We start from the raw sequence: 26,526 nt of genomic DNA on the forward strand, positions 1-26,526 counted from the left end.
GATATCGGGACGAGCCGTCCACCCCTCTGTATTCTTCCGGATTGTACGTAAAGCGATAATATGTCTGATTTGGAGGGGGCAAGGATCGGTTGCAGGAACGGATATTCTGCGACAACTGCGTTTCGATCGAATGCGTGCCATGGCGCGGAGAGCCCTCCGAGCGCGCAAAATGAGGTGTGCATGTCGAGAATTGACCTGGCGATGGCGACCCGTCCAGCCGGCGGACGGGGTCCCGCCACGGCGCATCGCGCGGTGCGGATCGGGCTTTGCCTTGCACTTGCCCTGTGGGACATGGTGGCGTTGACATGCGGACTGAGCGTTGGACTGGCGCTTGCGCCCTTGGATGTCGGGCTTCGCGATAGCGGCGCTTCTGTCGCGGCGCTGCTCATGGCCTATCTCATCATCGCCTTCCACAATCAGGCCTATGACCCCCGCAGCCTTACCAACGCGACGACCAGTTGCCGCAATGCCGGAAGGGCCTTCGCCGGCATGGTGCTGATCTTCTTCCTCCTGCTGTTCGCGGTGAAATCCGCCTCGACCTTCTCACGCACCGCAGTGCTGGCCGGGCTGAGCTGTGCGGGCGGGCTGCTGCTTGCGCAACGGCTGCTGCTGAGCCGTCTTATCGAACGTCATTTCGGGGATCGGCTGTTTGCCGAGTTGTTGATCGTGGACGATTGCCCGATCCCCGAGGATCCGGGCCGGTTGGCATTGATCGATGCGCAGGCCATCGGTCTTCGCGCTGATCTGGACGACCCCTATATGCTGCACAGACTGGGTATGCTGCTGCGTGATCACGATCGGGTGGTCGTCGCCTGTCCAGCTGATCGGCGTGTGGTCTGGGCGCAGATGCTGAAGGGCGGAAATATATTGGGCGAGATCATTTCTCCCGAAGTCGAATCCATGGCGCCGCTGACGGTCGGGCGCTGGCAGGACATGGCTACATTGGTAGTCGCGCGCGGGCCGTTGAACCTGGCGAACCGGGCGACGAAGCGACTGTTGGACCTGATCGTCACGGTGCCCTTGCTGATCGGATTGTTGCCGCTGATGATTGCCGTCGCCATTGCGATCAAGCTGGATTCGCCCGGTCCGGTCTTTTTCCGCCAACAGCGGATCGGGCGGGGCAACACCTTGTTCAGCATCCTGAAGTTTCGCAGCATGAAGGCGGAGCGATGCGACCTGGACGGCGTCCGGTCGGCCAGTCGCACTGACGACAGGACCACGCGGGTCGGCCGGATCATTCGCCGGACCAGCATCGATGAATTGCCGCAGCTCATCAATGTCATTCTGGGGGAGATGAGTCTTGTCGGGCCAAGACCTCATGCCATTGGATCGACGGCGGAGGACATATTGTTCTGGCGCATCGACCACCAATATTGGAAGCGGCATGCGTTGAAGCCCGGAATCACTGGTCTCGCGCAGATTCGCGGATTCAGGGGTGCAACGGAAACCCGGGCGGATATTTTACGGCGGGTTGAGGCCGACCTTGAATATATGAATGGCTGGAGCCTGATGCGCGACATCGTGATCCTTTTCGGCACCATCCAGATTCTGATGCACAGAAACGCTTTCTGATCCCTTTGCAAGAAGTCATTTCAGGATAGGAAAAGGGGCGATCCGGCCGCATGAGATCAACCCCTCCATCCCGATTTTACCGCGTCCGCTTGAGCATTCCGTGCATGTCGATCCACCGCACGAAGGCGTCGAACCAGCCGGTGCTGGTGGTCGCCTTCGGATACATGCCGAAGCCATGGCCGCCCTTTTCGTACAGGTGGAATTCCACGGGGCGACGCGCTGCACGCCAGTCGTCGATCAGCTTGAAGTCGCGATTGCCGAACAGCGGATCGTCGGCGGCGATGGCCGCGAACATCGGCGGCGCGTCCTGGGGCACGGTCATGCTGCCCAGCGGGCCGTAGATGTTGCCGACGAAGGCGGGCTTCGCCTCCGTGGTCGACAGCGTCGTCGCCATGGTCAGCATCGCCCCGGCGGAAAAGCCGATCATGCCGATCCGGTCAGGATCCACATGCCATTGTGACGCCCGGGCGCGGATCAGGCGAAAGGCCGCCGTGGAATCCGCCAGTTGCGGAGCAAGGTCGGTCGCCGCGGAGGTGGGAGCGGGCAGCGGCGTCCTGGCCGCGCCGGAGAACATTTCCTGCATCGACCGTTCGAAACCAGCCATGTCGGCCGGTGTCTGGCGCAGCCGATATTTGAGGACGAAAGCCGCAACGCCCCTGGCGGCCAGCGCTCGCGCGACGTCATAGCCCTCATTGTCCATGGAAAGCGTGCGGAAGCCGCCGCCGGGCGCCACGACTACCGCCGCGCCCGACGCCTTGGCCGGATCGGGAAGGAAGGGCGTCAATGTCGCCACCGTGACATTGCGCGCAAAGCGGCTGCCATATTGGCGGTGCCAGCTTTCCTTTGCCGTGGCGCCGGGAAGCGCGCCGGTGCCCAGTTCGATCGCGTCGGGCTGGGCAGGGGCGGCAATGGGCGTCATCCTGTCGTCCTGTGCCTGCCCCGGCGCCGGAGCAGCAAGGGCGCATGCGGCGATGCCGAAGGCGAGGGCGCATGCCGCCGGGAAACGGAAGGGGCGCCGCAATGCGTCGCCGGCAGATAGAAGCATCATGTCATCCTCCTCTGATCATCCATTCTCATTGCAGGTCCAGCACAACCACCGACTTGGGCGGCAACGTCACCGTCAGCGCGCCGCCGCTGATCTGCGCACCTGCAAAGGCCGCGGGCTTCACCACCTCCGGCGCGTCGAAGCTGTTGTGCGAATTGATGGCCGGGGCGGTCAGGACGCGGCCTGAGACGTTCGCGGCGTTCAGCCCGTCCAGCTTCACCGTCACCGTGTTGGCTTGGTTGGGGTCGAGGTTCGACAGGGCGACATGCACCTTGCCGTCCCGTGCCCGCACCGCCGATCCGCTGACTGCCGGCATGACGAACCTGTCCTTGTTGTACCAGGGCGTGTCGATGTCGATCGGGAGCACCGTCGCGTCCTGCCAGGGCTTGTACATCTCGAAGACATGATAGGTGGGCGTCAGCACCATCTTCCTGCCCTCGGTCAGGATCATCGCCTGGAGCACGTTCACCATCTGGGCGATGGCCGTCATCCGCACCCGGTCGGCATGCCTGGCGAATATGTCCAGGTTGACCGAGGCGACCAGCGCGTCGCGCAGCGTGTTCTGCTGTCGCAGGAAGCCGGGATTGGTACCGGGATCGGGCGCATACCAGGTGCCCCATTCGTCCACCGCCAGGAAGATGCGCTTCTGCGGATCATATTTGTCCATCACCCTGCTGTGGCCGGTGATAAGCTCGTCCATCTTCCAGGTGGCGGCCAGCGTGTCGGCCCATGCGGTCTCGTCGAAATTGACCGGGTCGGCCTTGGGCGGCCAGCCACCCTGCGGCAGCGTGTAATAATGGAGGGAGAGCGCATCCAGTTGCTTGGCGGCATCGCGCATCATCACTTCGGTCCAGTTATAGTCGCCGCCATTCGCGCCCGACGCGATCCGCACCATTGTCTTGCCAGCGGGAACCTTCAGGAAGGTCGAATAGCGCTTCGTCACGTCGGCGGCATATTCGGCACGCATATTGCCGCCGCATCCCCAAAGCTCGTTGCCGATGCCGAAGGCGGGCAGCGCCCAGGGTTCCTTATGTCCATTCTTCGCGCGCTCATCGGCCAGGCTGCCGGCGGGCGCGGTGATATATTCGACCCACTCCGCCATTTCCTGCGGTGTGCCGTTGCCGACATTGCCGGAAATATAGGCTTCCGCGCCCACTTGCCGCAGCAGCTCGAAATATTCATGCGTGCCCACGCTATTGGGCTCGGTCACGCCGCCCCAATTGGTGTTGACCTTGGTCGGGCGCTTTGCCCTGGGGCCGATGCCTTCCCGCCAGTGATATTCGTCCGCGAAGCAGCCGCCCGGCCAGCGGATCACTGGGACGGAAAGGTTGCGCAGCGCGGCCACCACGTCATTGCGGAAGCCGTTGGTATTGGGGATCGACCGATCATTGCCCACCCACAGGCCGCCATAGATGCCATGCCCCAGATGTTCGGCAAATTGCGTGAAGATGCGGCGGTCATAGATCGGACCGGGCCGGTCGGCATGGACGGTGGCGGTGGTCGGCTTGCCGTTGGTATCGGCGCTGGCGGTCGTCGCTGCCAATGCGCTGGCACACAGGAGCAACGCGGCAGTCTTGCGGCGCAGGGTCTTGATCATGGTCGTCCTCTTGGGAAATTGGCGGCGGAATGGGTGAAACCTATTTGGGCAGGGGGATCATTTTGGTGATGGTGTAGCGGGCCTGTTGGCCCTGCACGCCCTCGTCCGGCTGGCCGCTGCCGACGCTCAGGCCATAGTCGCCCGGTATCAGCCCGCGCTCGCCCGCGATGGTGACGAAGCTGAGATCCCGGGGGCTCAAGGTGAATTCGACATTCCTGGTCTCGCCGGGCTTCAGCGTCACGCGCTGGAAGCCCCGCAGGGCAAGGCGCGGCGCGCCCTCGAAGCGGGGCGGCGTGATGTAGAGCTGCGCCACGTCGTCGCCGGCCCGCGCGCCCGTGTTCGTAATGGCGGTGCGCACATGCAGTCCATTCTCGACCGAACCGTTCACCGGTTCGACCGCCAGCGGCGCGTAGCGGAAGCTGGTGTAGCTGAGGCCGTGGCCGAAGGGATAGACGGGCTTCCCCCTGAAATAGCGATAAGTGCGTCCCTCCATCCCATAGTCGCCAAAGGGTGGAAGGTCATTCACGCTTCTGTAGAAGGTGACGGGCAGCCGGCCGCCCGGATCAACCCTGCCCGACAGGACATTGCCGATCGCCAGCCCGCCAGACTGGCCCGGATACCAGGCCTCGACGATGGCGGCGGCATTGTCCTTCGCCCAGGACAGGTCGATGGCGCTGCCGTTCATGGCGACGATGACCAGCGGCTTGCCAAGCGCCTTGGCCTTTTCCAGAAAAGCGCGCTGGTCGGCGGGCAGGTCCAGCGTCGTCTTGTCGCCACCGTCGAAACCATCGACCTTGATGGGCATTTCCTCGCCCTCCAGGTCGGAGGTCAGACCAACCACCGCGACCACGACGTCCGCATCCTTCGCGCCGTTGGTCAGGTCACGGTCAACATCGTCAGTGACACGCTTCCAGAAGATGGCCGGGCTGGCGGCGACGGCGCTCTCTCCCTGCAGGTGGATGGCGTAGCGCTCGCCCCTGGTCATCCGCACGTCGACCAGCTTGAGCGGTTCTGCCCAGCGCGAATATTCGCCGGCCGAGACGACGGCTCTGCCGTTCAGCGAGACGTCGCCCTTCACGCCGGTCAGGGCCAACCGATAAAGGCCGGTTTCGGGCGCAACCAGATAGCCGCTCCAGCGGACCCGATGCTTTTCCGATACCTGCCTGAACTCGCTCGCCCGCGACACGATGCTGGTCTCGGTCCGCGTCAGCACCGGACGGGTTGCAAACTGGTCCTTGCCTGTGGCGTTGAAATATTCGGCCTTGATGCCGGGCTTGCCATCCGGCGTCAGCAGCGCGGTGCTCGGAACGAGGTCGCCGTCGGTGATGGACGGGCTGAAGGGGATCACGGTCACGGCATCCCCGCCCATGACCTGCTTCAGGCCTTCGGCAACGGAAATGGGCGGCGCGCTGCGGGCGGAGGAATAATTGCCGCGCAGCACGCGGGTCGCATCCGCCAAAGGTCCGGCCAGCGCGATCTTCGTGCCGGGCTTGAACGGCAAGACGCCGTCATTCTTGAGCAGCACGATGCTCTTTTCCGCCGCGCGCAGCGCCAGCGCCTGGTGATCGGGCGTGCCGATGGCGCTCGGCGGGGTCGCGTCGGGCTGGCGGGACGACAGGCCCGGCAGGTCGCCATTGCGGTATCGCGCGGAAAAGAGCCGGACGAGGGCGGTATCGATGTCGGCCATGCCGATATGGCCCCGCGCCAGTGATTCCTTGTATCGATCGCCCAGGTCGGTGCGCCCGCCCAGCGTCGCGTTGTTGCATTCGCTGTCGACCCCGTATCGCAGGGCAACGGCGACGCCGGTGGCGGCGTCGGGCGCATATTTGTGATGCTCGTAAATATCGACCACGGCGTCGCAGTCGGACACGACATAGCCGTTGAAGCCCCAGGCGCCGCGCAGATAATCTTGAAGCAGCATATGGCTGCCGCAGGCCGGTTGCCCGTCGACGCGGTTGTACGCGCACATGATTGACCCGGCCTTGCCCTCGACAATGGCGGCGCGGAAGGCGGGCAGATATGTATCCTCCAGATCGTGCGGCGTGGCGAAGATATTGTCGGTGTGGCGGCTGGGTTCCGGGCCGCTATGGACCGCGAAATGCTTGGGCGTCGCGACCACGAGCGGCAGGTCCGGATTGTCCCCCTGCATGCCCTGGATAAAGGCGACGCCGATCCGCGCTGTCAGATAGGGATCTTCGCCATAGGTTTCCTGACCCCGACCCCAGCGCGGATCGCGGAAGATGTTGATGTTGGGCGACCAGCTGTCGAGGCCGGTGCCGATCCGTCCGAGATGTCCGGTCTGCCGCCCTAAAGTGTGCAGCGCGCGGACCTCTGTCCCGATGGTGGAGGCGACCTGATGGATCAGCGGCGCGTCGAAGGTAGCGGCGAGGCCGATCGGCTCCGGGAAATTGGTCGTGGGCACCGCACCGATCGCCCCGTGCAGGGATTCGGTCCACCAGTTATAGGTGGGTATGCCGAGCCGCGGAATGGCAGGCGCGACGTTCAGAAGCTGCGCGACCTTCTCGTCCAGCGTCAGCTTGTCGACAATCGCCTGCGCCTTGCTGTCGGCCTCCGCCCAAATGTCGCTGGCCTGGGCATGGGCCATGGGGGATGTGGCAAGGCACAATAAGGCGCTGGCCGCGCGAAGGGCGAGTGCGGTCTTCATGATCATTTCCCCATGAGCGCGCCGTTTTCGGCATCGCCCGTCGCTTTCAGTCAAACAGGTGGGCGCGGGGGATGGCACTTCCCCCGCGCCCGGCGCGCTCATTGGGCGGCGCCCCCCTTCGCGCCCTTGGCGACGAAGGGATTGATCGTCCGGATCATGCCGTCGGGGTTATAATGCAGTTCGGTCACCTTCACGTTGCGCAGGCGGGTCTGGCCCGACAACTGGCTGTCGGCGTAGAACAGCCACCATTTCCCGTTCCATTCGACGATGGAATGGTGGGTGGTCCAGCCTTCCACCGGGTCCAGGATACGGCCCTTGTAGGTGAAGGGGCCATAGGGGGAATCGCCGACGGCATAGACCAGATAATGGGTGTCGCCGGTCGAATAGCTGAAATAATATTTGCCCTTATATTTGTGCATCCACGACGCCTCGAAGAAGCGGCGGTCATGGTCGCCGCCCAGCAGCGGCTTGCCCCTGTCGTCCAGGATCTGGATCGCGCGGGGCGCTTCGCTGAATTCCAGCATGTCGCCGGTCAGCTTCGCGACGCGCGGCGCCAGCGCGGGCTTGTCGTCCTGGCCCAGGTCGGTCTTCGAACCGTCCGGATCATATGTGCCGCCGACATTGCGCTGAAGCTGCCCGCCCCAGATGCCGCCGAAATAGATGTAGCTCGAACCGTCATCGTCCGTGAAGACGGCGGGATCGATCGAATAGCTGCCCTTGATCGGCTGCGGCTGCGCCTTGAACGGGCCCATCGGGTTCTTGGCAGTGGCGACGCCGATGCGGAAGGCGCCCGCCTTGTCCTTGGCCGGGAAGTAGAGATAATAGGTGCCGTTCCTGTACGCCGCGTCCGGCGCCCACATCTGCTTGTCGGCCCAGGGCACGTCCTTGACGTCCAGCGCCACGGGACCGACGCTCACGGGGCCGCCGATCTTGTCCATCGACAGGATGCGATAGTCGCGCATCTCGAAATGGCTGCCCAGGTCATCCTCCGGCGTCGGCCCGTCAATGTCGTGGCTGGGATAGACATAGATCTTCCCGTTCCACACATGGGCAGATGGATCGGCGGTGTAGATGTCCTTGACGAGAGGCTGGGACAGATATTCGGACGCGTCGCGCTTCGCCTCAGTCTTTGGCTGGGCTTCGTTCGCCGGCTGCGACTGCTGGCACCCGGCGGTGAGCAAGAGGACGGCGAGCGGCAGCACTTCCAGGGCAGGTTTCGATCTTCCTGAACCAGATTGCCGCTCCCGATTCGCGGCCTGCGCAAATGTCCTGACCTGCGACCAGGCCCGATTGGCTGGAAATCGCTCTGCGGCGCGCAACATCTTGGGCATGCTGATCCTCTCTGTTATAACTTTCACGATAGCGCTACCATTTTGTGAACGCAATCTTCTCTGACAAATTATCCGGCACCCTCGACGATCTTCGATCGCCAGACCTGCAGGTCAGACGGGCTGCAACCCATGGCTCATGATCTTGTCGATCAGGTCGCGATGCCGCGGCAGGCCGGCGAGCAGCTTCGCCGTCATGGCCGCGTTTTCGCGCCGCGCGCGTTCTGCGAGATGAACGTCGCGCGCCAGTGCAGGCTGCTCCACTTCCGTGCGGAAGCCCATGCCGTAGAGCACATATTGATAACTCGCCGCGGGGAATATTTCCTCAACCCGGTCGAACTCGTCAAGGAACCAGGGCGACTGATAGCGCCATAGCAGCATCAACTCCTTCAGCCGATCGGGAATGCTGTCATCACGGACATTGTCGCGCCAGAATTCGCTGTCGGTTCGCTTGGTCAACACATAATGCAACTTCAGGAAATCAATGATCCTGCCCCAGCGATAATGGGTCGTCGCATTGAAGCGGGCAGCGACGATGTCCATCACCTCGCGGCAGGCGGGCATCTGTTCGGCGATGATCTTGGCCGACAATTCGATCAGGACGATGGCAGATGCTTCCAGCGGTTCGAGGAAACCGGCCGCCAGCCCGACGGCGACGCAATTGCCCTTCCAGAAGGTTTCGCGATGGCCGGATCGGATCGCGATCTTCCGCGCGGTCAGCCCGTCGGCAAGCGGACCGATATAGGCACGCAGTTCCCGTTCCGCCTCATCCTCCGAAATATGGCTGCTGGAATAGACATGGCCGACGCCGCGCCGCGTCGGCAGGCCGATGTCCCAGATCCATCCCGCGCTCTGCGCCGTCGAAATGGTGTGCGACGCCATGGCACTGTCGGGTCGTTCATAGGGCACCTGCATCGCAAGCGCGGTATCGCAGAACAGCACGTCCCCGCAGTCCCTGAACGGCACCTTCATCGCGCCTTCGATCAGCAGCGCCTTGAATCCGGTGCAGTCGACGAACAGGTCGCCCTCGATCTCGCCGGCCTGGGCGGTGCGGATGGCGCGAATGTCGCCGTCCTCCTTCATCAGCACCTGCTCCACATCGGCCAGGACATGACGCACGCCCAGCTTCTCGCAGCAATGGCGTTGCAGGAAGGGGGCGAACTTGCCGGCGTCCAGATGATAGGCATAGTTGGCCAGCGCATCATATTCGGCGGTGGCGATCGTCTTGGGCGCCAGGCCGTCGTCGCAGATGCGGCCCTGCGAACAGACGCTGTCGCAGAAACTTTCGTCCCCCTCGCTCGCCAGCCAATGGGGCGCAAGGTTCACCTGCCCGAAATTCTGGGGCAGCATCAGGGGGTGGTAATAGCCGTCGTCTGGCGTTCCCGTCGTCCAGCGGGCGAAGCGCGCGCCCTGCTTGAATGCGGCATCGCATTCGCGGAACAGGTCGGTTTCGGAAATCCCCATGCGCGACAGGGTCGTGCGCAGTGTCGGCCATGTCCCTTCGCCCACGCCGATGATGGGGACATTGGGGGATTCCACCAGCGTGACGCTGAATCCGCGGCCGATGCGGCTGCGATGGCGGGCAGCGATCACGCCTGCCGTCAACCAGCCGGCGGTGCCGCCGCCGACGATCACGATGTTGCGGACCGGATGGACCATATCGAAATTACCCGTAAAAAAGGGAGGGGATGTCAACCGACACCCCCTCCAGGGCGAGATAGTTCAGAAGCGATAGCGAACGCCCGCGGTGAACCGCCGGCCATAGCCATAGACGTCAAGCAATTGATTGCTGAAGCGGCCATGAGTGCTGTAGGTTTCGTTCGTGATGTTCAGCGCTTCGCCAAAGATGCTGAACTGGTCGGTCAACCGGATATTGGTGCTGAGATCGATCTGAAGCGCGGAATTGACGAAGGTCGGTTCCGCACCGAAGGCCGAATTGTTCTGCGCCTGGCCGAATTGGAGCAGATATTTGTCGCGCCAGTTCACCGCGGTCCGGAATTCGAAGCCATTCTTGTCGTAAAAGGCGACGAGGTTTGCAGAATTAGCGAGGCCCGTCACGGCAAAGCCGCTCTGCGACAGGTCGGTCCGATCGTAGGGCTTGTTGGTCTCCACGAAGGTGGCGTTGGCGTTGAAACCAAAGCCGCTGTCGCCGAACACATGCTGCCATGCCAGTTCGATGCCCTTGACCGTCGCATTGGGTCCATTCACGCGCTGCGACACGGTGAATATCGCCGGCTGGCCGGTCGTTGGATCGATGACATTGTTGATGGTCTGGCGCTGGGTGCCCGCGACGATGAAGTTCGACACATTCTTCAGGAACAGGTTGACCGCCGCGTAGGAGTTGCGCTGGTAATACCATTCCATCCCAAGGTCGAAATTATCGGCCAGATAGGGCTTGAGGAAGGGATTATTGCCCGTCGCGCCCAGTGCGCCCACGCGCTGGCCGGCGCCGACGTTCAGGACCGGCCCGAGATAATCGAGACGGGGCCGGGTCATGGTGCGCGACGCATCAAACCGCAGGTGCAGATTGTTCGTCAGTTCCAGCTTCATGTCCAGGGCGGGCAGGAAGTAGGAATATTTATTGCGCTCCGTAACCGCCTGGTTCGGAGAGAAGGCGACGGTCAGCAGCGTGGGGTCCGCCGCGCTGCCCGTGATCGATACCGGCAAGCGGCCGATGCCGGACGATACCAGGCTGGTGATCTCCTCGCGTGCGCCCGCGTTGAAGTGGAAGGGCATGCCGGCCACTTCGGTATTGAAGTTTACGCTGATCCAGGCAGACCAGCTCTTTTCCTTGATATCCTGGACGCTGCCCGGGTCGAGGGCGAGATCAAATGTACCGTTAAAGCCCGTGCAACAGCCGCTATTATATCCGGGGGTGTTCGGCCCGGTCCAGAGCCCTTCCAGATATTGCTGGTAAGCGCGCGCATCATAATTGAGCAGGACCGGCGGAAGCGAGCCGGAGAAGCCCGGGATCCAGCCTTTCGTGCTGATCGTGCCCTGGATCAGGCTCGCCGGGATCGGCACGCCGCTGGTGCGGCCGGAAGGCGTGCCGTAACCGGCATAGGCCTGCCAGAAATTATTGGCGAAAGTGTTGCTGTTCTGGAGGGTGAACCGATCCTCCATATAGCGACCGCCCAGCTTGATGGTCAGGTCGTCCTGCTTCCAGGTCGCGCCCAGCCGGAACTGCTTGATGGTGTCGCTGTTCTTCTGCGCCTGGCGGACGGTCACATGCGAACCGATGATCGACTGGTCGGTCCAGCGTGCCTGATCCCCCGCCGGGCCGTAGGTCGTCAGTTCCGGGAAGGAATTGCTGCTGTTGCCGGTCACCCGCACGCCCAGCGAGGTGCCGAGCAGGCCGCCATAGCCGATATCGCCATTCTCGCTGCTGACCTGCCCATCCGGGTTGAGCCGGCTCTTGGAATAGCTGGCGTCGGCATCGATCGTCAGATTCTCGGTCGCTTCCCATTTAATGTTGCCGCCGACCTGGTTGGTTTCCAGGATGTTCTTGTCGGTCCCGGCGGTAAAGTCCGTGGGCGAGCCTGCCTGGAGGAAGTTGACCGTGGTGCCGTTACTGTCCAGTTCGACATTGCGCAGATCGCCCTGGTTGAACCAGATGCCGAAACCGGCAATGTCGGTCACCACCTTCTGGCGCGAATAATTGTCGTCGATCGTCAGCACGACATCCTCGGACGGCTGCCATTGGAAGGCGATCCGGCCGTCGAGGCGCTCATCCTTGGTATAACGCTGGTCCGCGCCATATTGCTGCTGGTACCAGCCGACCACATTCTGCCTGTTGGTCGGCGTTGCCCAGGCCGCGGAGGTGGGATCGGAGGTGGGCGAACATGCCGCCGCGGTGCTGCCCGCGATCTGGCACGGCGCATAGCGGCCACCCTGCCAGCCCGACACATAGACGCGGTTCGTCTGCGTGTCGCGACGGGTGTAGATGGCGTCCACCAATATGCCCATCGTGTCGTCGGCGAAGGTCGTGCTGAACAGGCCGCCCACGGTGGGGACGATCTTTCCGGCATCATCCTGGATCGATCCGGCGGCGCTCAGCGCCACATGGGTGCCGGGCTTGTCGAACGGCTTGGGGTAGGAAATGTTCAGCGTCGCGCCGATTGAACTGCTCGACAACGAAACTTCCGGCGTCTTGTAGACCGCGAGCTGTCCGACAAAGTCGGCGCCAACGGTGGTGAAGTCCACCGAACGACCGCCTGATGCAGTGGAAAGACGTCGTCCATCCACTAGCGTTTCATTGAAGTCGCCACCAAAGCCGCGTACCGTTATTCCCTGCGGTTCACCGCGCGATCCATTGCGCTGGATCGACACGCCGGGCAGTCTCTGTAATGAAGCCGCAACGTTCGAGTCCGGGAATTTTCCGATATCTTCGGCAGAAATGACATCGACGACGCCGGATGATTCGCGTTTGATATCAAGATTGCGCTGCAGCGACCCGCGAATGCCCGTGACTATGATGTCCGCATCGCTCGCCGAAGGGGCAGCAGCATCCTTCGCCGTCTCCTGCGCATGGACCGGCGTCGCGATGGCGAGAACCAGCAGGCTTGCCGTGGCAGCAAGCGCGGCCCGGCCACGCCCCGACTGTGCTTTGTTCATTCTATGCGTCATGATCCTCCCCTTGTTCAGACAATATCTCGCCCGAACGCCGCTGCACTATTGCTGCGGCGATCATGTTTTCTTGATCGGGGTGATTTGCGCCGCTCTTTTTAAGCGGTTTTGATCATCCTCACCCTTCTCTTCTTTTTTCTGTGGGAAAATGTTAGCGCTATCTAAAAGCGTGATCAAGCGGAATTGTAGGTGTAATCATTATACGCCAGGATGCAGTCTCCGCATGCGCCTGAAGCTGGCCGGGAAGGCAAGTCGAATGGCGGCGAATCGGGAGGGTGAGGATATGGAGAAGGTGGAACTGCTGAACAGCGCGCGTCACGCGGCCTTGCGGATGCGACCGGCATATAGGGAGGTTGATCCCTTCGTCCGTATCGTGATCAGCGAATTTCCGGCCGCCGCCATTGCCTGTCCGCTGCTTTTTTCCAAGCATGCGGATACCGGCGCATTCTATGTCGGCGCGCTCATGGGTTTCAGGAAGGGAGAATGCCTGATCGATTCGCCGGACGGGCGCCCGGCGTTCCGGCCGCTGGAGGCGGATCGCGCAGGCTTCTTCGCGATGGGGGAGAGTATCGCCTTCGACGCGGCGCACAGCCGTTTTGGCGAGTGGGACGGCGAATCGCTGTTCGACGCGCAGGGCGCGCCGACGGCATCGCTCAAGGCTGTTCAGAACGCGCTGGGGCGCCTTATGGCGGGGGCCGAGGCGACCGATGCCTTCATCGCGGCCATGCTGGAGCATCGGCTGATAGAGCCGATCGACATCTCGCTCAGCTTCGACGACGGGGATCGGCTGCGACTCGACGGCCTCTATACCATCAGCCTCGACGCGCTCGGCGATCTGGACGACGCGACGGTGCTCAGGCTGTTCCGCTCTGGCCATATGCAAAGCGCTTATGCAATGACCGGCTCGCTCCGGCATATCGCGCTGATGGCGCGCCGGCGCAATGAACGGCTGGCGGTGCCGGCCTGACCATGGGCGGCTCCGGGCCAATGGTGGAGCTTGCGGCAGCGGACATGGCGACCGCGGATGACCTGCGCTCGCTCGCCGCACTGTGCCGGCCCGCAGTGATCCGGCAGGGGTTCAGCGACTGGCCGGCGGTGGCGGCAGGCAGGCAAAGCGCAGCGTCGGCACTGTCGCACATCGCCCGTTTCGCGGCCGGACTGAGCGCGGAATATTTCACTGCCGGCGCCGAGCTGAGTGGACGTTATCATTATGGCACGGGGCCGGGCGGCTATAATTTCAGGCGGGAAACGGCCAGCGTCGGCGACGCGCTGGGCCGGATCGCAGCCAATGCGGAGAGCGGCGCGGAAACCGCCTATCTGGGGTCGCTGCCGGCGGATGCCTATTTTCCCGGTTTCGCGGAGGAAAATCCCTGCGGACTGGTGAGTGCAGGGGTCCATCCGCGCCTGTGGATCGGCAATCGATCGACGATTGCCTGTCATTATGACGGTTATGACAATCTCGCCTGCGTGGTGGCGGGGCGACGGCGCTTCACCCTCTATCCGCCGGATGCGATCGGTGATCTTTATGTCGGGCCGGTGGATCATACGCTGTCCGGTCAGCCCGTTTCCATGGCGGCGGGCAAAGCCGATGCGGCGACGACCTATCCCCGTTTCGCTGCCGCGCAGGCAAGGGCGCTGGTGGTCGACCTCCTTCCGGGGGACGCTCTCTACCTGCCCAAGCTCTGGTGGCATCAGGTCGAGGCCATGGATAACGTCAACATCCTCGCCAATTATTGGTGGGATGGGTTCGCGGCAGGGCCTGACGCGCCCTATACGGCGATGCTGCTCGCGATGATCGCAATTGCCGAGCGGCCCGCGCCTGAACGCGCCGCGTGGCGGGCCTATTTCGACCATTATGTCTTTCGCCCGAACGGGCATCCGCTGGCGCATCTGCCGGATGAACGGCATGGCGTCCTGGGTCCGCTGGCGCAGGGCAATTACGGCCGCATCCGAACATTGGTCATGCGCCTGCTGCGCGGCGGCTAAGCCGGAACGACAAATCAAAGGAAGAAGAGGGGACGATATGAAGAACAGGATCATGGCGGCGTTGATCGGATCGGCACTGGCGATGGGCGTCGCGCCCGGCAAGGCGCAGCCGGCGACGGACGGACCCGCGGCCGCAGCAGGCGCGAAAGCCGCGACCATCGAGCGCATCAAGGTGCATGCGCCGACCATCCAGGGCAATCTGGAAGGAGACGCCGCCGATCGCGATGTCCTGGTCCTGTTGCCGCCCAGCTATGGCCGCGAACCGGCCAGGCGCTATCCCGTTATCTATGCGCTGCATGGTTATACCCTGAGCGCTGAACAATGGACGAAGGATCTCAATGTCCCGACGACTGCGCAAAATGCCTTTGCGAAGGGCGCCAGGGAGATGATCGTCGTTTTTCCCGATTCGAAGACTGCGCATAACGGGTCGATGTATTCATCTTCGGTGACCACGGGCGACTTCGAAACCTTCATCGCGCGTGACCTGATCCGCTATATCGACGCCCATTATCGCACGATCGCCCGGCGGGAAAGTCGCGGCCTGATGGGGCACAGCATGGGCGGCTATGGCGCCAGCCGCATCGGCATGAAGCATGCGGACATGTTCGGCGCCCTTTACATCATGAGCCCCTGTTGCATGTCGGCGCGCCCCGCCGGGCAGATGGACGCGGCAGCGATGAAGACGCTGGAGGCGCTGAAGGCCCCCGCCGATTCGGCTGGCCTGCCTTTCTTCCTCCGGGCGCAACTCGCGGCTGCTGCCGCCTGGTCTCCCAACCCCAAAAATCCGCCACTCTATCTGGACCTGCCGATCAAGGACGGCCAGATGCAGCCGCAGGTCCTGGCTCGCTGGGCGGCCAACGCGCCGCTTGCCTTTGTCGACCAATATGTCGGCAATCTGCACCGCTACCGGGCCATCGCCATCGACGTGGGGGACAAGGATAGCCTGAAGGATGATACGCAGACGCTGCATGAAGCGCTCGACCGCTACGGCATTGCCAACAGCTTCCAGATCTATGACGGCGACCATGGCAACAGGATCACGCAGCGCTTTCAGGACGATGTGCTCCCCTTCTTCTCCACCCATCTTGATTTCGGAGCGACGAAATAGAACAGGCTTTGGGTAGCGATAACAAAAACGGTTGCCGCCGGAGGAAAGTGGATTATCCCGGCGCGCAACGGCCCGGCACAGGGCCATGCCAGAGGGAGGAGCAACGGCCCATGTTTTCCCGCCACATCATCCGCTATTCCGGCCTGACTGCCATAGTGGCAGCGCTGGGTGCGGTTCCGGCATTGGCAGCGCCGCGCTTCGATCCGATGTTTGGCGATCATGCGGTGATCCAGCGTGACCATCCGGTGACGGTTACGGGCCGATCCGATCCCGGCGAAACCATCGCGGTCACGCTATCGGATCAGGTTCGTCAGGTCCGCGCCGACAGGGAAGGGCGTTTCGCGGCGTCCTTCGGTTCCCTCGCCACCGCTGGCCCGGTGGTGCTGGAGGCGCGCGCCGCTTCGGGCAGCATCGTCGCGCAGGACGTGATGGTGGGCGATGTCTTCCTCTGTTCAGGCCAGTCGAACATGGAGCTGGAGGTCCGCAACGCGCAGGATGCGGTTGGCCAGATTCGCGCTTCTGCCGACGCCCAGTTGCGGTTGATGCTGGTGCCGCGCGCGGTCGCGGACGTGCCATTGCGCGACTTCCCGCAGGCGCCGTCCTGGCGCCCGGCCGGGCCCGACAGCGTCGCTGATTTTTCGGCGGCCTGCTATTATATGGCGCGGGAATTGCGGAAGATGACAGGGGCGTCGGCAGGGGTGCCGGTCGGCGCCATCGCCAGCAGCTGGGGCGGATCGCGGATCAGCCCGTGGATGGGCGCGCGGGCGCAGGCGGCCATTGGCCAGGCGGCGCAATCTGCGCTCGTGTCGCTGCATGGGCGGGACCCCTTCGCGGCAGAACGGGCGGCGAGCGCCGAATGGGAAAAATGGTGGCGCAAGGAAACCGGCGACACCCCCGGCAAGGAACCCTGGCAGCCGGACAGCAGCCTTGCGTGGCAGGACGTGCCTCGCATAGGCCCCTGGGAAGAATGGGGTGTTCCCATGCTGGCGGATTATAATGGCATGATCTGGTTCCGCCGTGAAATCGATCTGACGGCGACGCAGGCGAGGCAGGCGGCCACGCTGTCCCTGGGTCTGCTGGACGATGTCGGGCGCGTGTGGATCAATGGCAAGCCAGTGGCGATGAGCGCGCGAAGCTGGCAGCCCAGCATGTTCGACGTGCCGCCCGGCATGTTGAAGCCGGGGCGCAATGTGCTGATCGTCAATGTGCAGGACAATTACGCCAATGGCGGGCTGTCGGGCCCGGCGGAGGTCATGAAACTGGGGCTTGGGCAGGGCGTGGAACTGCCGCTGGGCCAGGGTTGGCGCTATGCGGTGCCGGCGATTTCGCCTGCGGGCGCCCCGCGCGTTCCATGGGGCGATACGACCGGCTCCGGCACGCTTTATAACGGCATGATCGCGCCGCTGGGTTCCATCGGGCTGAAGGGCGTCGCGTGGTACCAGGGCGAATCGGATGTCGACCTGCCGGGCTATGCCGACCGCATGAAAGCGATGATGGAGGATTGGCGGCGGCAGTTTGGCGCGCCGGACCTTGCCTTCGTCGCTGTCCAGCTTGCCGCTTACGGCCGGCCGGTGACCCAGCCGGGCGAAAGCGGATGGGCGGCGATGCGGCAGGTGCAATATCAGGCGATGGCGCGGGATGCGCATGGCGGCCTCGCCACCGCCATCGATCTGGGCGACCCGTTCGATATCCATCCGGGCGAGAAGCAGGAGGTCGGTCGCCGCCTGGCCCGCGCGATGCGGGCCGTCGCCTATGGCGAGCCGGTGTCGCGCATCGGGCCGCAGGCGGCGCGGGTGACGGCCACCGCTGACGGCGGCGCGGCGGTCGAATTCACCGGGCTGACCGGAATGCTGCGCTTGCGCAGCGCGAGCCAGGCAATCGGCTTCGAACTATGCGGTACGCAGGCGGGAAGCTGCCGGTTCGTACCCGGCCGGGTCGAGGGGGCACGCGTCATGCTGGCGGGCGATGGCCTGCCGGCGACGCGTGTGCGCTATGCTTGGGCGGAATCGCCGGTCGTCAACCTCTATGATGAAGCGCCGCTGCCGGTCGGATCGTTCGAATTGCCCTTCACGCGGTGACGGGCGGAGAGGATCAGCGCTACAGCGCGGCGGATGGAGCTCATGGCCGCGCACCCTGCGGAAGCGGCATGAGGGTGAAGCTGTCAATGTCGAGATAACCGCCCGCCGGCGCGGGATTGTAGCAGGAAAGCGCGATCTGCTGCCCCTGGAACGTGCCGGTGCGCCAGTCGAAGGCGAGCGGGAAGGCTCCGCCCGCCTCTGCCCATTTCCGGTTATCGAGGCTGTAGGCGACGCGCCCCCGGCTGCTGTCGAAATCCATGTCGATGCGCAGCCAGAGCGTGCGGCCGGGGATGGACAGGGCGGGGACGCGCACCTCCGTCCTGGGCCCGTCCTTCATGCTCTCGGTCAGCATCATGCGAAGCGACCGCCTGCCCCTGGCGCCGCCGACAACCGAAAGCTGGGCGCTATATTTGCCGAAGCTGCCAAGGCCGCAAACATCGCCCGGCCGCATGCCGGCGGTGTCGATCTTCGCCACGGCGCGCATCCTTGGCCCCTGCGCCTTCTCAGTCAGCGTGTTGCGCGCGGTCCAGATGCCGTCGGCCTGCGTGGCGTGAAGGCGCAGATAGCCAGGACGCGCCGTCAGCGACCATTTGCGGTCGTCGGGATTATGGTTCCACTGCCATTGCAGGCCAAGCACGCGTGACGAGAAATCGTCCGAAGAGGCTGGTTCGGCGAAGCCCCGGCCCTTGATCGGCTTGGGCGATCGTTCGGGCACCTGGTCGGGCCGGTCGGGGGTGCCCCACCAGGGCCAGTCATCCTTCCAGAAGATCGGGCTGATGTTGGTCATGCGGCCGATCGCGCCCGCGTCCACCATGACGAAGCCGTACCAGCTGCCGTCAGGCATATCGACGATCGCGCCCTGATGGCCGCCTGTCCTGTCGTCGATGGAGCGCTTTGTCTCCCATGGTCCCCAGAGGCTGCGGGATCGTGAGACGGTCATCGCCAGCTTGCCGGGAATGGCATTGAACAGATAGTACCAGCCATTATGGCGGATGATCTTCGATCCTTCCGCGCCCTTGTTGTAATAGGTGACCTTCGCGGCGGTGACGGCGCTCAAGTCCTTGTTGAGGGTCAGCAACGTCACCGTGCCGTCAGTGCCGATCGAGGTGCCGAGATAGGCGGTTCCGTCCGCATCGATGAACAGCGCAGGGTCGAAGGCCTCGCGGTCCAGTTCCCTGTAAGTCCAGGGGCCGGTGATGGACGCCGAGCGATAGATGCGCGTCCGGTGCCCGACGGGCGTCACCGCGACGTAGAACATGTCATTGTGGCGACGCAGGCTGGCGGCGTAGAAACCGTGGCGATAGTCCCCGCCATCCTTCAGGTCATAGCGCGGGTCGCCGTCGAGCCGGTCGACGACATGGCTGACGATGCGCCAGTTCACCAGATCCTTCGAATGCAGGATCGTGACGCCCGGGGAATTGGCGAAGGTCGTCGAGACGAAATAGAAATCCTCGCCGACGCGGATGATGTCGGGATCGGGATAGTCGGCGAAGAGGACGGGATTGCGATAGGTGCCGTCGCCCTGGTCGGCGCGCCACACCTGCGCGGGCGCGGCGGCGGCGAGGCTGGCGGCCAATGCGACGGCAACGGGGCGGAGCATGGTGCGCTTCCTCATGAGGCGGGCGTGTAGTGATAGGGGCCGACGATCGTTCCGACGAAGCCACCGGCCTTCTTCGTGCTGAGCAGCGTGGCGTCGACCCCCTGCTTCAGCGTCCGGGTCTTGCCGCCGACGCCATAGTCGAACGCCATCGTTCCGCCCGTGATGCGGATCGTGAGTGTCAGGGGGCTGCTCGTGGAGACTGGCGCGGCGGCGACCAGCGTGTCTGCGTCGGCCGCATCGCGGGTGTAGAGTGCAACGACCGGCTTCCCGGCCAGGCGGGTCAGGCCGAAGAAAAGGTTGCTGCGATCGCTCTGCACGGCGGCGAGCCCGGCGCGATCGCTGTCCTTGACCGGCGTGTAGCGCAGGGTGGTGGAAAAGGTGGCATTGGCATGCTGCTGCCGTCGCCCGATGAAAGCGGGGACGCCGTTGAGGTCGCCGATCGGCGACCCGCTCTCCAGTTCCAGCGCGCCGCCGCTCAGCCGGTAGAAGGGTGCGTGCGGGGTGCGGATGCCGATCCACTGCATGGGGAGATGCGCGCCGTCGAATTCCTCGACATAGGAGAAGTCGCCGCTCGGCGGGATTGCCGGTCTGGGCTGCGGCGGCAGGTCGGGGATTTTCCCTGCATGTGGGATAGCCTGACCGCGGGGCAGGATGGTCGGCCAGCCGTCCTTCCATGTCACCGGCAGCAGGAAGGTTTCGCGCCCGATATTATAGTGATCGGCGGCATCATAGGGGCGCACGGCAAGGAAGGTCGCCCACCAGTCGCCCTTTTGCGTTTCGACCAGCTGCGCATGGCCGGCCGCCGCGATCATGTCCGGGCGGTCGGGGGCTAGATCGCGCTGGGTGAGGATCGGATTGCCCTCATAGGCGGTGTAGGGGCCGCGCAGCTCCTTGGATCGGAACACGACCTGCGAATGGTTGACGCTGGTGCCGCCTTCGGCTGCGGTCAGATAATAATAGCCGTCCTTCCTGAAGATGTGCGGCCCTTCGATCCAGACCGGCTTCCGGCTGATGTCGACGCCGCCATTGATGAGCTGCGTGCTTTCCCCCACCATCTTGCCCGCGCGCCAGTCATATTCCTGGATCCAGATGGCGCGATGGCCATCATAGCGAGGCGACTCGTCGGGGGCGCGGTTGTTGACGATCCAGGCCTTGTCCCCTTCCCAGTAGAGGGACGGGTCTATTCCCTCGAACGGCAGCCATATGGGGTTGGACCATGGGCCCGCGGGGTCTTTCGCCGTGATGATGAAATTGCCCCTGCATTCGACGCAAGTGTTGACGATGTAGAAGGTGCCGTCGTGCCAGCTTATGGCTGGTGCGAATACCGCCTGCGAAATGCGGCGGCCGTTGAAGTCGAGCTGTTCCGGCCGATCGATGGCGTTGCCGATTTGCGTCCAGTTGACGAGATCTTTCGACCTGAAGATCGGCAGGCCGGGATAATGGGCGAAGGAGGAGTTGACGAGATAATAGTTGTCGCCCACCCGCATGACCGATGGGTCGGGATAATAGCCGGTCAGGATCGGGTTGCGATACTCACCGGGCTTGACCGCGATCTTCTCGATCGATGTTCCCTCATAGGCAAAGCGATCGAAGCGGGCGGGCGCGGCGGCGGCGGCGCCCGGCATGGCCAGCGCAACGTACAGCAGCGCGGAGGAAAGGGGCAGAAGGCGCAGGGTCCGGTGCGTCACGATCAATCTCTCCTCGAAGTGCCGACCATCCCGCGGCGTCCTGTATTGATAACGCTACCATCACCATGTGTCGAGCGGGATGCTCAGTTCTGCGCGCGGGGTGCCGTGATGCCGGCCTCCGTCTGCACCACCGGCTTCAGGGTGCCGTCGGGATTATATTCCAGCCGCTCCACGGTGACGGCCCGGCGACCGATGGCGCCGTTGAGATCCCCGATCGCGAGCGAGGCGTTGTGCAGGAAAATATACCAGTCGCCCTTATATTGCGCGATCCCCGGATGGATGGTGAAGCTGTACTTGCCCGATCCGGTGAGTTCGCCGCGATAGGTCCATGGACCGTCAAGGGACGTTGCCGTCGCATAGGAGATGCGCTCGTCCCGGTGCGTCGCCCGGTCGAGGGAAGCATAGGTCAGATAATAGAATTTGCCGCGCTTGTGCAGCCAGGGGCCTTCCTCGAAATGGGGCGGCGTGATTTCGCGGATCGACCCGTCCAACTCGATCATGTTGGACTTCAACTTTGCGATATAGGCCTGACGATTGCCCCAGGCGATCCAGGTCGTGCCATCATCGTCCGTGAAGACTGTAGGATCGATGTCTTCCCAACTATGCGTGCCCTTGGGCGTCATCTGGTTGGTGATGAGCGCCGAACCCTTGGCGTCGACGAACGGGCCCGTCGGTTTGTCCGATACCGCGACGGCGATCGCCTTGCCCGGATGGGTCTGATCATGCTCGACAGCGGCGTAGAACCAGTACCGGCCGTTCTTCCTGATCGCCTGCGCCGCCCAGGCATCCTTCTTCGCCCATTTGAAGTCGGACACCTTCATGATCGGCCCATGGTCGGTCCAGTGGCGCATGTCGGTGGTGGAATAGACCAGCCATTCCTTCATGTTGAACATCTCGTCCCGCTGTGCCTCGTCATGGCCGACATAGAGGTAGAGGCGTTCGCCATCGACCATGGGCGCGGGATCGGCGGTGAACTTGTCGCGGATGATGGGATTGCTCCCGGGCGCCGCGTCCTGCGACAAAGCGGGCGCGGCCATGGCGGCAAGGGCAAGGAAGGGGAACAGCGATCGGCGCATGGGAGGAAAGTCCTTATGATGATGAGTTTGAAATGATATGGCGCCCGCGCACCAGGCCATGACGCGTGCTTGCAATGGCGTTGCGCGGCTTCGCCACCCGGCAGCGCGGCCGCGCTACCCAGCGACGACGCCAACCGTGCCTGCACCTGCCTCTTTGCCCCTTTGCCGAAGGCGATCCTTGGCTTAGATCATTTGCGGGTTTGGCGAAGACTTGGGGGTGGACATGGCGAGACCGGAGCGTCCGGCGCGCGGGGCGACGATCGTCGATGTGGCGGCGCGGGCAGGCGTGTCGTCCATGACGGTGTCGCGCGTCATCAACGGGCGCGCGGGCGTCAGCGCCCAGGCACGCGCCGTGGTGGAAGAAGCGATCAAGGCGCTTTCCTACACCCCGAACGTCGCGGCCCGCAGCCTGGTGACGTCCAGCGAACTGAGGATCGGCGTCATCTACTCCAATCCCAGCGCCGCGTTCATGAGCGAATTCCTGACCGGGGTATTCGAGGAGGCGTCCGCCCGCAGCGCGCGGCTGGTGCTGCTCAAGGGGGAAGGGGGTCGGGCTCCGTCCGGCGCGGTGCTGGAGGACTGGATCGATTCGGGGATCAGCGGCGTGCTGCTCGCGCCCCCGTTGGGCGAAGCGCCGGAGTTGCTCCGCGTCCTGCGGAACAGGGATTGCGTCATGGCGGCGGTGGGCGCCTATCAGTCGCCAGAGACGATTTGCGTGCGGATCGACGATCGGGCGGCCGCCTATCAGATGACCGGGCTGCTGCTGGACAAGGGGCATCGCCGTCTCGGGTTCATCCTTGGCAATCCCGATCAGGCGGCGAGCGCCGAACGCATGGCCGGTTTCTACGCCGCCGTTCGGGAGCGGGGCGGGGTGGAGGTGCAGGTCGCCCAGGGCGATTTCACCTATATGTCCGGCCTCGCCGCGGCGGAGCAGTTGTTGGGCGCGGACAAACCGCCCACGGCGATCTTCGCTAGCAATGACGACATGGCGGCCGCCGTGGTATCCGTGGCGCACCGCCGCCATCTCGACGTTCCGGCGGAACTGACCGTCGTGGGGTTCGACGATACGACCGCCGCCCAGACGCTGTGGCCGCCGCTGACGACCGTGCACCAGCCGGTGCGCGCATTGGCGGCGGAGGCTCTGAGCCTGCTGGTCGCGGAAATCGCGGCGGGGCCCCGTCGTTCCCGCGTTCCACGTGAGAGGATTTTGGAGCATCGGATCGTGGAGCGTCAGTCCACCGGAGCGCCGAATTCTTCCTCCACATAGACGAAGTTGGCGAAATCCGCTGGATGGGCCTGCCCCGACAGATCCTGACAGGCCATGCCGATGAAGGTGCCGGTGAAATTCGGCAGTCCGGGATGGGTGACTTCATCTGACAGGATGCTGGCGTCATGGACATCCGGAAGGATATGCCACCCCACCTCTCCATTGACCCGCCAGGCGAAGGTCAGCCGGTCGCCATCCACATCGGCGCGCAGATCGATCGCGCCGTCGGGCAGCCGATCAACGGCGATGTCGAATCTGTTGCCCTCCGGATTTTCCGGTGACGCGGAAAGAAGCTGAAGCTGCCGCCGGCCTCCCTCCGCGCTGACGCACAGATAGTAGAATTTGGTGCTGTTATAATAATGGATCAGGCCCGCCGCCTGCTGGAACCCCTGAGGTTCGAAGGAGAGTGTGGTCGTCGCGGTAAAGCGGAAGGCGGTTTGCCGCCGGGCCACCAGCGCCTGTTCGAACAGGCTGCCAACGGTTTCGCGGCCGTAAAGCCGCAGGAAGCCGGGCCGCGCGGTCAAGCTGAACAGCCGTTCCGGGGCGGGGCTGCGCAGCCATTGCAGATCCTTTGGCAGATGGGGAAGGTCAAAGCGGCCGTCCCAGGCCTCGATATCCCATGGGGCGGGCGGCAGATCCGGCGCCGGCGGCGTTTCGTCGGGCTGCGCGTCGCCCGCAATGGTGCGCAGCCACCCGTCCTCGCCCCATCGCATCGGCTGTATCGCGGTCTCACGCCCCATGATGCAGCGTTCGCGTCCCGGCAATGGCCGGCCGCATAGATAGGCGAGCCAGGGGCTGCCGTCCGCCAGTTCCACCAGATCGCCATGGCCGGCACGGGTGATGGGCGCATCCCTGCGACCCGCGCTGGTCAGCACGGCTCCATCCGGATGCACGTCATAGGGACCGAGCAGGTCGCGCGAGCGGGCCATGACGACGGCATGGTCCCAGCCAGTGCCCCCTTCGGCGACAAGCAGATGATAGAAGCCGCCCCGCTTGTAGATATGCGGCCCTTCGGTAAAGCCGCGCTCCGTACCCTTGAAGATCAGCGTCGGTTCGCCGACCAGTTTCTGCGTCGCGCGGTCCAGCTCCTGCGCCTGGATTCCGGCGAACCGGCCATGGCCGGGGCGGTGGTCCCACAGCATGTTGAGCATCCAGCTGCGCCCGTCATCGTCATGGAACAGCGCCGGGTCGAAACCGCTGCTGTTGAGGTGCGCCGCGTCCGACCATTGACCATCGACCGTCTCGCAGGTGACGAGATAATTGGGGAAGTCGCGCAGCGACATGCCCTTCGCTCCCTGGACCGTGGTGGCCCCGTACCGCTTGACGTCGGTGTAGACCAGCCAGAAGCGGCCGTCCGCATGGCTGAGATCCGGAGCCCAAACGCCGCAGCCGTCGGGATCGCCGCGCATGTCGAGTTGCGCGGCGTGATCGAGCGGGCGGGCGACGAGCCGCCAGTTCACCAGATCGCGGCTGTGGTGGATCTGCACCCCCGGATACCATTCGAAGGTGGATGTCGCGATGTAGAAATCGTCGCCCACGCACACGATCGACGGATCAGGATTGAAACCCCGCAAAATCGGGTTGGAAATGTTTGTCATCGAGGTTTGCGCACCAGCGTCCACAAAAGGGCGGCGCCGACCAGGTCGAGCACGCCGAGAAGGATGAAGAAGGGTTCATAGCCGACCCGGTCGACCATCTGCCCCAGAGAGAGGGAAAAGATCAGCACGCCCAGATTACCCGCCAGGCCCGCCATGCCGGCGGCGGTCGCCACCTCATTTTTGGCGAACAGGTCGGACGCCATGGTGATGACCGTCACAGACAGGGTCTGATGGGCAAAGCCGCCCAGGCAAAGCAGAGCGATCGCGGCATAGGGATTGGTGGCAAGGCCGACAAAGGCCATGCCGGTCATCAGCACGGCGCCCAGCGTAAAGGCCGCGCGGCGCGCATCGATAAGGTCGATCCCCCTGCGCTGGAGAAAGGCGACGACGGCCGGGCCGAACAGGCATCCAAGGTCCGCGGCCAGGAAGGGAAGCCAGGCGAACAGCGCGATCTGCCCCAGATCGAAGCCGCGCACGCGGGCCAGATAGAGCGGCATCCAGAAGGAGAGCATGCCCCAGACCGGATCGGCGAGCAGGCGGGGGAGCGCTATGCCCCAGAGGTCGCGCCGCCGCGCGAGGGCCAGCACCGAGGGCCGTTCCGCGCGAGCGGCCAGGCGCACTTCCTGGTTGTTCAATATATAGTCGCGTTCCGCCTGGCCCAGGCGGCGATGCCGCGCCGGGCTGTTGTAATTGAGGAACCAGAGGACCGACCAGATAAGGCCGATGCCGCCCGCGACGACGAAGGCCAGCCGCCAGCTATGCACCATTACGGCCCAGGCAACGAGCGGCGGAGCGAAGACCGCGCCGAAGGAAGCACCGATATTGTAGATGCCACCCGCGGCGCCGCGTTCCCTGGACGGGAACCATTCCGCCACCAGCTTCTGGCCGGCCGGCTGGGCCGATCCTTCCGCAAGGCCCAGCAGTCCGCGTAGCGCGGCGAAACCGAACCAGCCATTCACCAGGCCATGCGCCATGGTGATGAGCGACCAGAGCGCGACGCACAGGGCAAAGCCCACGCGCAGCCCCACGCTGTCGAGGAAATAGCCGGCGGCCGGCTGGAGCATCACGCCCAATTGGAAGGCGCCGGTGATCCAGCCATATTCGATGTTGCTGATCTTCTGCTCGGCCAGGATCACGGGCGCGGCGACGCCGAGCACGGAGCGCGAGAGATAGTTGATGACCATCGCGCCCACAAACAGGCCGATGATCGTCCAGCGGAACTTGCCGGCCAGGGTCAGCATGGCGCCCCGCTCTCCCGCGAAGCATGGAACCGCCGCTGTTTTCGGGCGTGG

The 26,526-nt window shown here is 64.0% G+C and carries 17 protein-coding genes; 6 read left to right on the forward strand and 11 right to left on the reverse strand.

Annotation, left to right across the window (positions count from 1 at the left end):
• Window positions 1–180 precede the first annotated feature (180 nt).
• The gene (locus tag MRBLMC3_RS13960; RefSeq protein WP_414714648.1) at window positions 181–1,572 is read left to right on the forward strand and encodes a sugar transferase; all 1,392 of its coding nucleotides are present in this window, start codon (window positions 181–183) and stop codon (window positions 1,570–1,572) included.
• 76 nt (window positions 1,573–1,648) lie between these two features.
• On the opposite strand, the gene MRBLMC3_RS13965 is transcribed toward MRBLMC3_RS13960, so the two are convergent.
• The 6 genes from MRBLMC3_RS13965 to MRBLMC3_RS13990 all read right to left on the reverse strand — a co-directional run bounded on the left by MRBLMC3_RS13965 (window position 1,649) and on the right by MRBLMC3_RS13990 (window position 12,821).
• Window positions 1,649–2,620 (reverse strand): alpha/beta hydrolase, encoded by a 972-nt coding sequence (locus MRBLMC3_RS13965; protein WP_363829721.1) that lies wholly within the window; start codon window positions 2,618–2,620, stop codon window positions 1,649–1,651.
• Between the two features lie 25 nt (window positions 2,621–2,645).
• Window positions 2,646–4,214, reverse strand: a complete 1,569-nt coding sequence (locus tag MRBLMC3_RS13970) for an alpha-N-arabinofuranosidase (RefSeq protein WP_363829723.1) — start codon at window positions 4,212–4,214, stop codon at window positions 2,646–2,648.
• 40 nt (window positions 4,215–4,254) lie between these two features.
• Window positions 4,255–6,879, reverse strand: a complete 2,625-nt coding sequence (locus MRBLMC3_RS13975) for a glycoside hydrolase family 3 C-terminal domain-containing protein (protein WP_363829724.1) — start codon at window positions 6,877–6,879, stop codon at window positions 4,255–4,257.
• A gap of 98 nt (window positions 6,880–6,977) precedes the next feature.
• A complete protein-coding gene (locus MRBLMC3_RS13980; RefSeq protein ID WP_363829726.1) occupies window positions 6,978–8,210 on the reverse strand; it encodes a glycoside hydrolase family 43 protein in 1,233 nt (410 codons plus the stop codon).
• A gap of 111 nt (window positions 8,211–8,321) precedes the next feature.
• Window positions 8,322–9,866, reverse strand: a complete 1,545-nt coding sequence (locus tag MRBLMC3_RS13985) for a tryptophan halogenase family protein (protein WP_363830438.1) — start codon at window positions 9,864–9,866, stop codon at window positions 8,322–8,324.
• A 63-nt stretch (window positions 9,867–9,929) separates the two neighbouring features.
• Complete coding sequence (locus MRBLMC3_RS13990) at window positions 9,930–12,821, reverse strand: TonB-dependent receptor (RefSeq protein ID WP_363829728.1); 2,892 nt, start codon at window positions 12,819–12,821, stop codon at window positions 9,930–9,932.
• Window positions 12,822–13,089: 268 nt separating this feature from the next.
• Between MRBLMC3_RS13990 and MRBLMC3_RS13995 the strand changes: the two genes are divergently transcribed.
• From MRBLMC3_RS13995 to MRBLMC3_RS14010, 4 genes are all read left to right on the forward strand, one after another.
• The gene (locus tag MRBLMC3_RS13995; protein WP_363829731.1) at window positions 13,090–13,800 is read left to right on the forward strand and encodes a SapC family protein; all 711 of its coding nucleotides are present in this window, start codon (window positions 13,090–13,092) and stop codon (window positions 13,798–13,800) included.
• A 44-nt stretch (window positions 13,801–13,844) separates the two neighbouring features.
• Window positions 13,845–14,819, forward strand: coding sequence for a cupin-like domain-containing protein (locus tag MRBLMC3_RS14000; protein WP_414714649.1), 975 nt, complete (start codon window positions 13,845–13,847; stop codon window positions 14,817–14,819).
• 37 nt (window positions 14,820–14,856) lie between these two features.
• Window positions 14,857–15,927 carry an alpha/beta hydrolase gene (locus tag MRBLMC3_RS14005; protein ID WP_363829735.1) on the forward strand — a complete coding sequence of 357 codons (1,071 nt, stop codon included), beginning with the start codon at window positions 14,857–14,859 and terminating at the stop codon, window positions 15,925–15,927.
• A 110-nt stretch (window positions 15,928–16,037) separates the two neighbouring features.
• On the forward strand, window positions 16,038–18,005 hold the full coding sequence (locus MRBLMC3_RS14010; RefSeq protein WP_363829737.1) for a sialate O-acetylesterase: 1,968 nt from the start codon (window positions 16,038–16,040) through the stop codon (window positions 18,003–18,005).
• A 40-nt stretch (window positions 18,006–18,045) separates the two neighbouring features.
• On the opposite strand, the gene MRBLMC3_RS14015 is transcribed toward MRBLMC3_RS14010, so the two are convergent.
• From MRBLMC3_RS14015 to MRBLMC3_RS14025, 3 genes are all read right to left on the reverse strand, one after another.
• Window positions 18,046–19,605: a glycoside hydrolase 43 family protein gene (locus MRBLMC3_RS14015; protein WP_363829739.1), complete on the reverse strand. Its 1,560-nt coding sequence runs from the start codon at window positions 19,603–19,605 to the stop codon at window positions 18,046–18,048.
• A gap of 11 nt (window positions 19,606–19,616) precedes the next feature.
• The gene (locus tag MRBLMC3_RS14020) at window positions 19,617–21,230 is read right to left on the reverse strand and encodes a glycoside hydrolase family 43 protein (RefSeq protein ID WP_363830441.1); all 1,614 of its coding nucleotides are present in this window, start codon (window positions 21,228–21,230) and stop codon (window positions 19,617–19,619) included.
• A 146-nt stretch (window positions 21,231–21,376) separates the two neighbouring features.
• The gene (locus MRBLMC3_RS14025) at window positions 21,377–22,369 is read right to left on the reverse strand and encodes a glycoside hydrolase family 43 protein (RefSeq protein WP_363829742.1); all 993 of its coding nucleotides are present in this window, start codon (window positions 22,367–22,369) and stop codon (window positions 21,377–21,379) included.
• A 223-nt stretch (window positions 22,370–22,592) separates the two neighbouring features.
• Between MRBLMC3_RS14025 and MRBLMC3_RS14030 the strand changes: the two genes are divergently transcribed.
• Window positions 22,593–23,636 (forward strand): LacI family DNA-binding transcriptional regulator, encoded by a 1,044-nt coding sequence (locus MRBLMC3_RS14030; RefSeq protein ID WP_363829744.1) that lies wholly within the window; start codon window positions 22,593–22,595, stop codon window positions 23,634–23,636.
• On the opposite strand, the gene MRBLMC3_RS14035 is transcribed toward MRBLMC3_RS14030, so the two are convergent.
• Window positions 23,600–25,234: a glycoside hydrolase family 43 protein gene (locus tag MRBLMC3_RS14035; RefSeq protein WP_363829746.1), complete on the reverse strand. Its 1,635-nt coding sequence runs from the start codon at window positions 25,232–25,234 to the stop codon at window positions 23,600–23,602. The two genes, MRBLMC3_RS14030 and MRBLMC3_RS14035, sit on opposite strands and share 37 nt — an antisense overlap.
• The gene (locus MRBLMC3_RS14040) at window positions 25,231–26,475 is read right to left on the reverse strand and encodes an MFS transporter (protein WP_363829749.1); all 1,245 of its coding nucleotides are present in this window, start codon (window positions 26,473–26,475) and stop codon (window positions 25,231–25,233) included. Before MRBLMC3_RS14040 ends, MRBLMC3_RS14035 begins: the two co-directional genes overlap by 4 nt.
• Window positions 26,476–26,526 lie beyond the last annotated feature (51 nt).

The organism is Sphingobium sp. LMC3-1-1.1 (assembly GCF_040676285.1).
Taxonomy (GTDB): Bacteria; Pseudomonadota; Alphaproteobacteria; order Sphingomonadales; family Sphingomonadaceae; genus Sphingobium.

Coding starts and splice junctions, on each gene's coding strand:
- MRBLMC3_RS13960 (WP_414714648.1), top strand. CDS start 181: ATGTCGAGAATTGACCTGGCGATGGCGACCCGTCCAGCCGGCGGACGG.
- MRBLMC3_RS13965 (WP_363829721.1), bottom strand. CDS start 2,620: ATGATGCTTCTATCTGCCGGCGACGCATTGCGGCGCCCCTTCCGTTTC.
- MRBLMC3_RS13970 (WP_363829723.1), bottom strand. CDS start 4,214: ATGATCAAGACCCTGCGCCGCAAGACTGCCGCGTTGCTCCTGTGTGCC.
- MRBLMC3_RS13975 (WP_363829724.1), bottom strand. CDS start 6,879: ATGAAGACCGCACTCGCCCTTCGCGCGGCCAGCGCCTTATTGTGCCTT.
- MRBLMC3_RS13980 (WP_363829726.1), bottom strand. CDS start 8,210: ATGCCCAAGATGTTGCGCGCCGCAGAGCGATTTCCAGCCAATCGGGCC.
- MRBLMC3_RS13985 (WP_363830438.1), bottom strand. CDS start 9,866: ATGGTCCATCCGGTCCGCAACATCGTGATCGTCGGCGGCGGCACCGCC.
- MRBLMC3_RS13990 (WP_363829728.1), bottom strand. CDS start 12,821: ATGAACAAAGCACAGTCGGGGCGTGGCCGGGCCGCGCTTGCTGCCACG.
- MRBLMC3_RS13995 (WP_363829731.1), top strand. CDS start 13,090: ATGGCGGCGAATCGGGAGGGTGAGGATATGGAGAAGGTGGAACTGCTG.
- MRBLMC3_RS14000 (WP_414714649.1), top strand. CDS start 13,845: ATGGCGACCGCGGATGACCTGCGCTCGCTCGCCGCACTGTGCCGGCCC.
- MRBLMC3_RS14005 (WP_363829735.1), top strand. CDS start 14,857: ATGAAGAACAGGATCATGGCGGCGTTGATCGGATCGGCACTGGCGATG.
- MRBLMC3_RS14010 (WP_363829737.1), top strand. CDS start 16,038: ATGTTTTCCCGCCACATCATCCGCTATTCCGGCCTGACTGCCATAGTG.
- MRBLMC3_RS14015 (WP_363829739.1), bottom strand. CDS start 19,605: ATGCTCCGCCCCGTTGCCGTCGCATTGGCCGCCAGCCTCGCCGCCGCC.
- MRBLMC3_RS14020 (WP_363830441.1), bottom strand. CDS start 21,230: ATGCCGGGCGCCGCCGCCGCCGCGCCCGCCCGCTTCGATCGCTTTGCC.
- MRBLMC3_RS14025 (WP_363829742.1), bottom strand. CDS start 22,369: ATGCGCCGATCGCTGTTCCCCTTCCTTGCCCTTGCCGCCATGGCCGCG.
- MRBLMC3_RS14030 (WP_363829744.1), top strand. CDS start 22,593: ATGGCGAGACCGGAGCGTCCGGCGCGCGGGGCGACGATCGTCGATGTG.
- MRBLMC3_RS14035 (WP_363829746.1), bottom strand. CDS start 25,234: ATGACAAACATTTCCAACCCGATTTTGCGGGGTTTCAATCCTGATCCG.
- MRBLMC3_RS14040 (WP_363829749.1), bottom strand. CDS start 26,475: ATGCTGACCCTGGCCGGCAAGTTCCGCTGGACGATCATCGGCCTGTTT.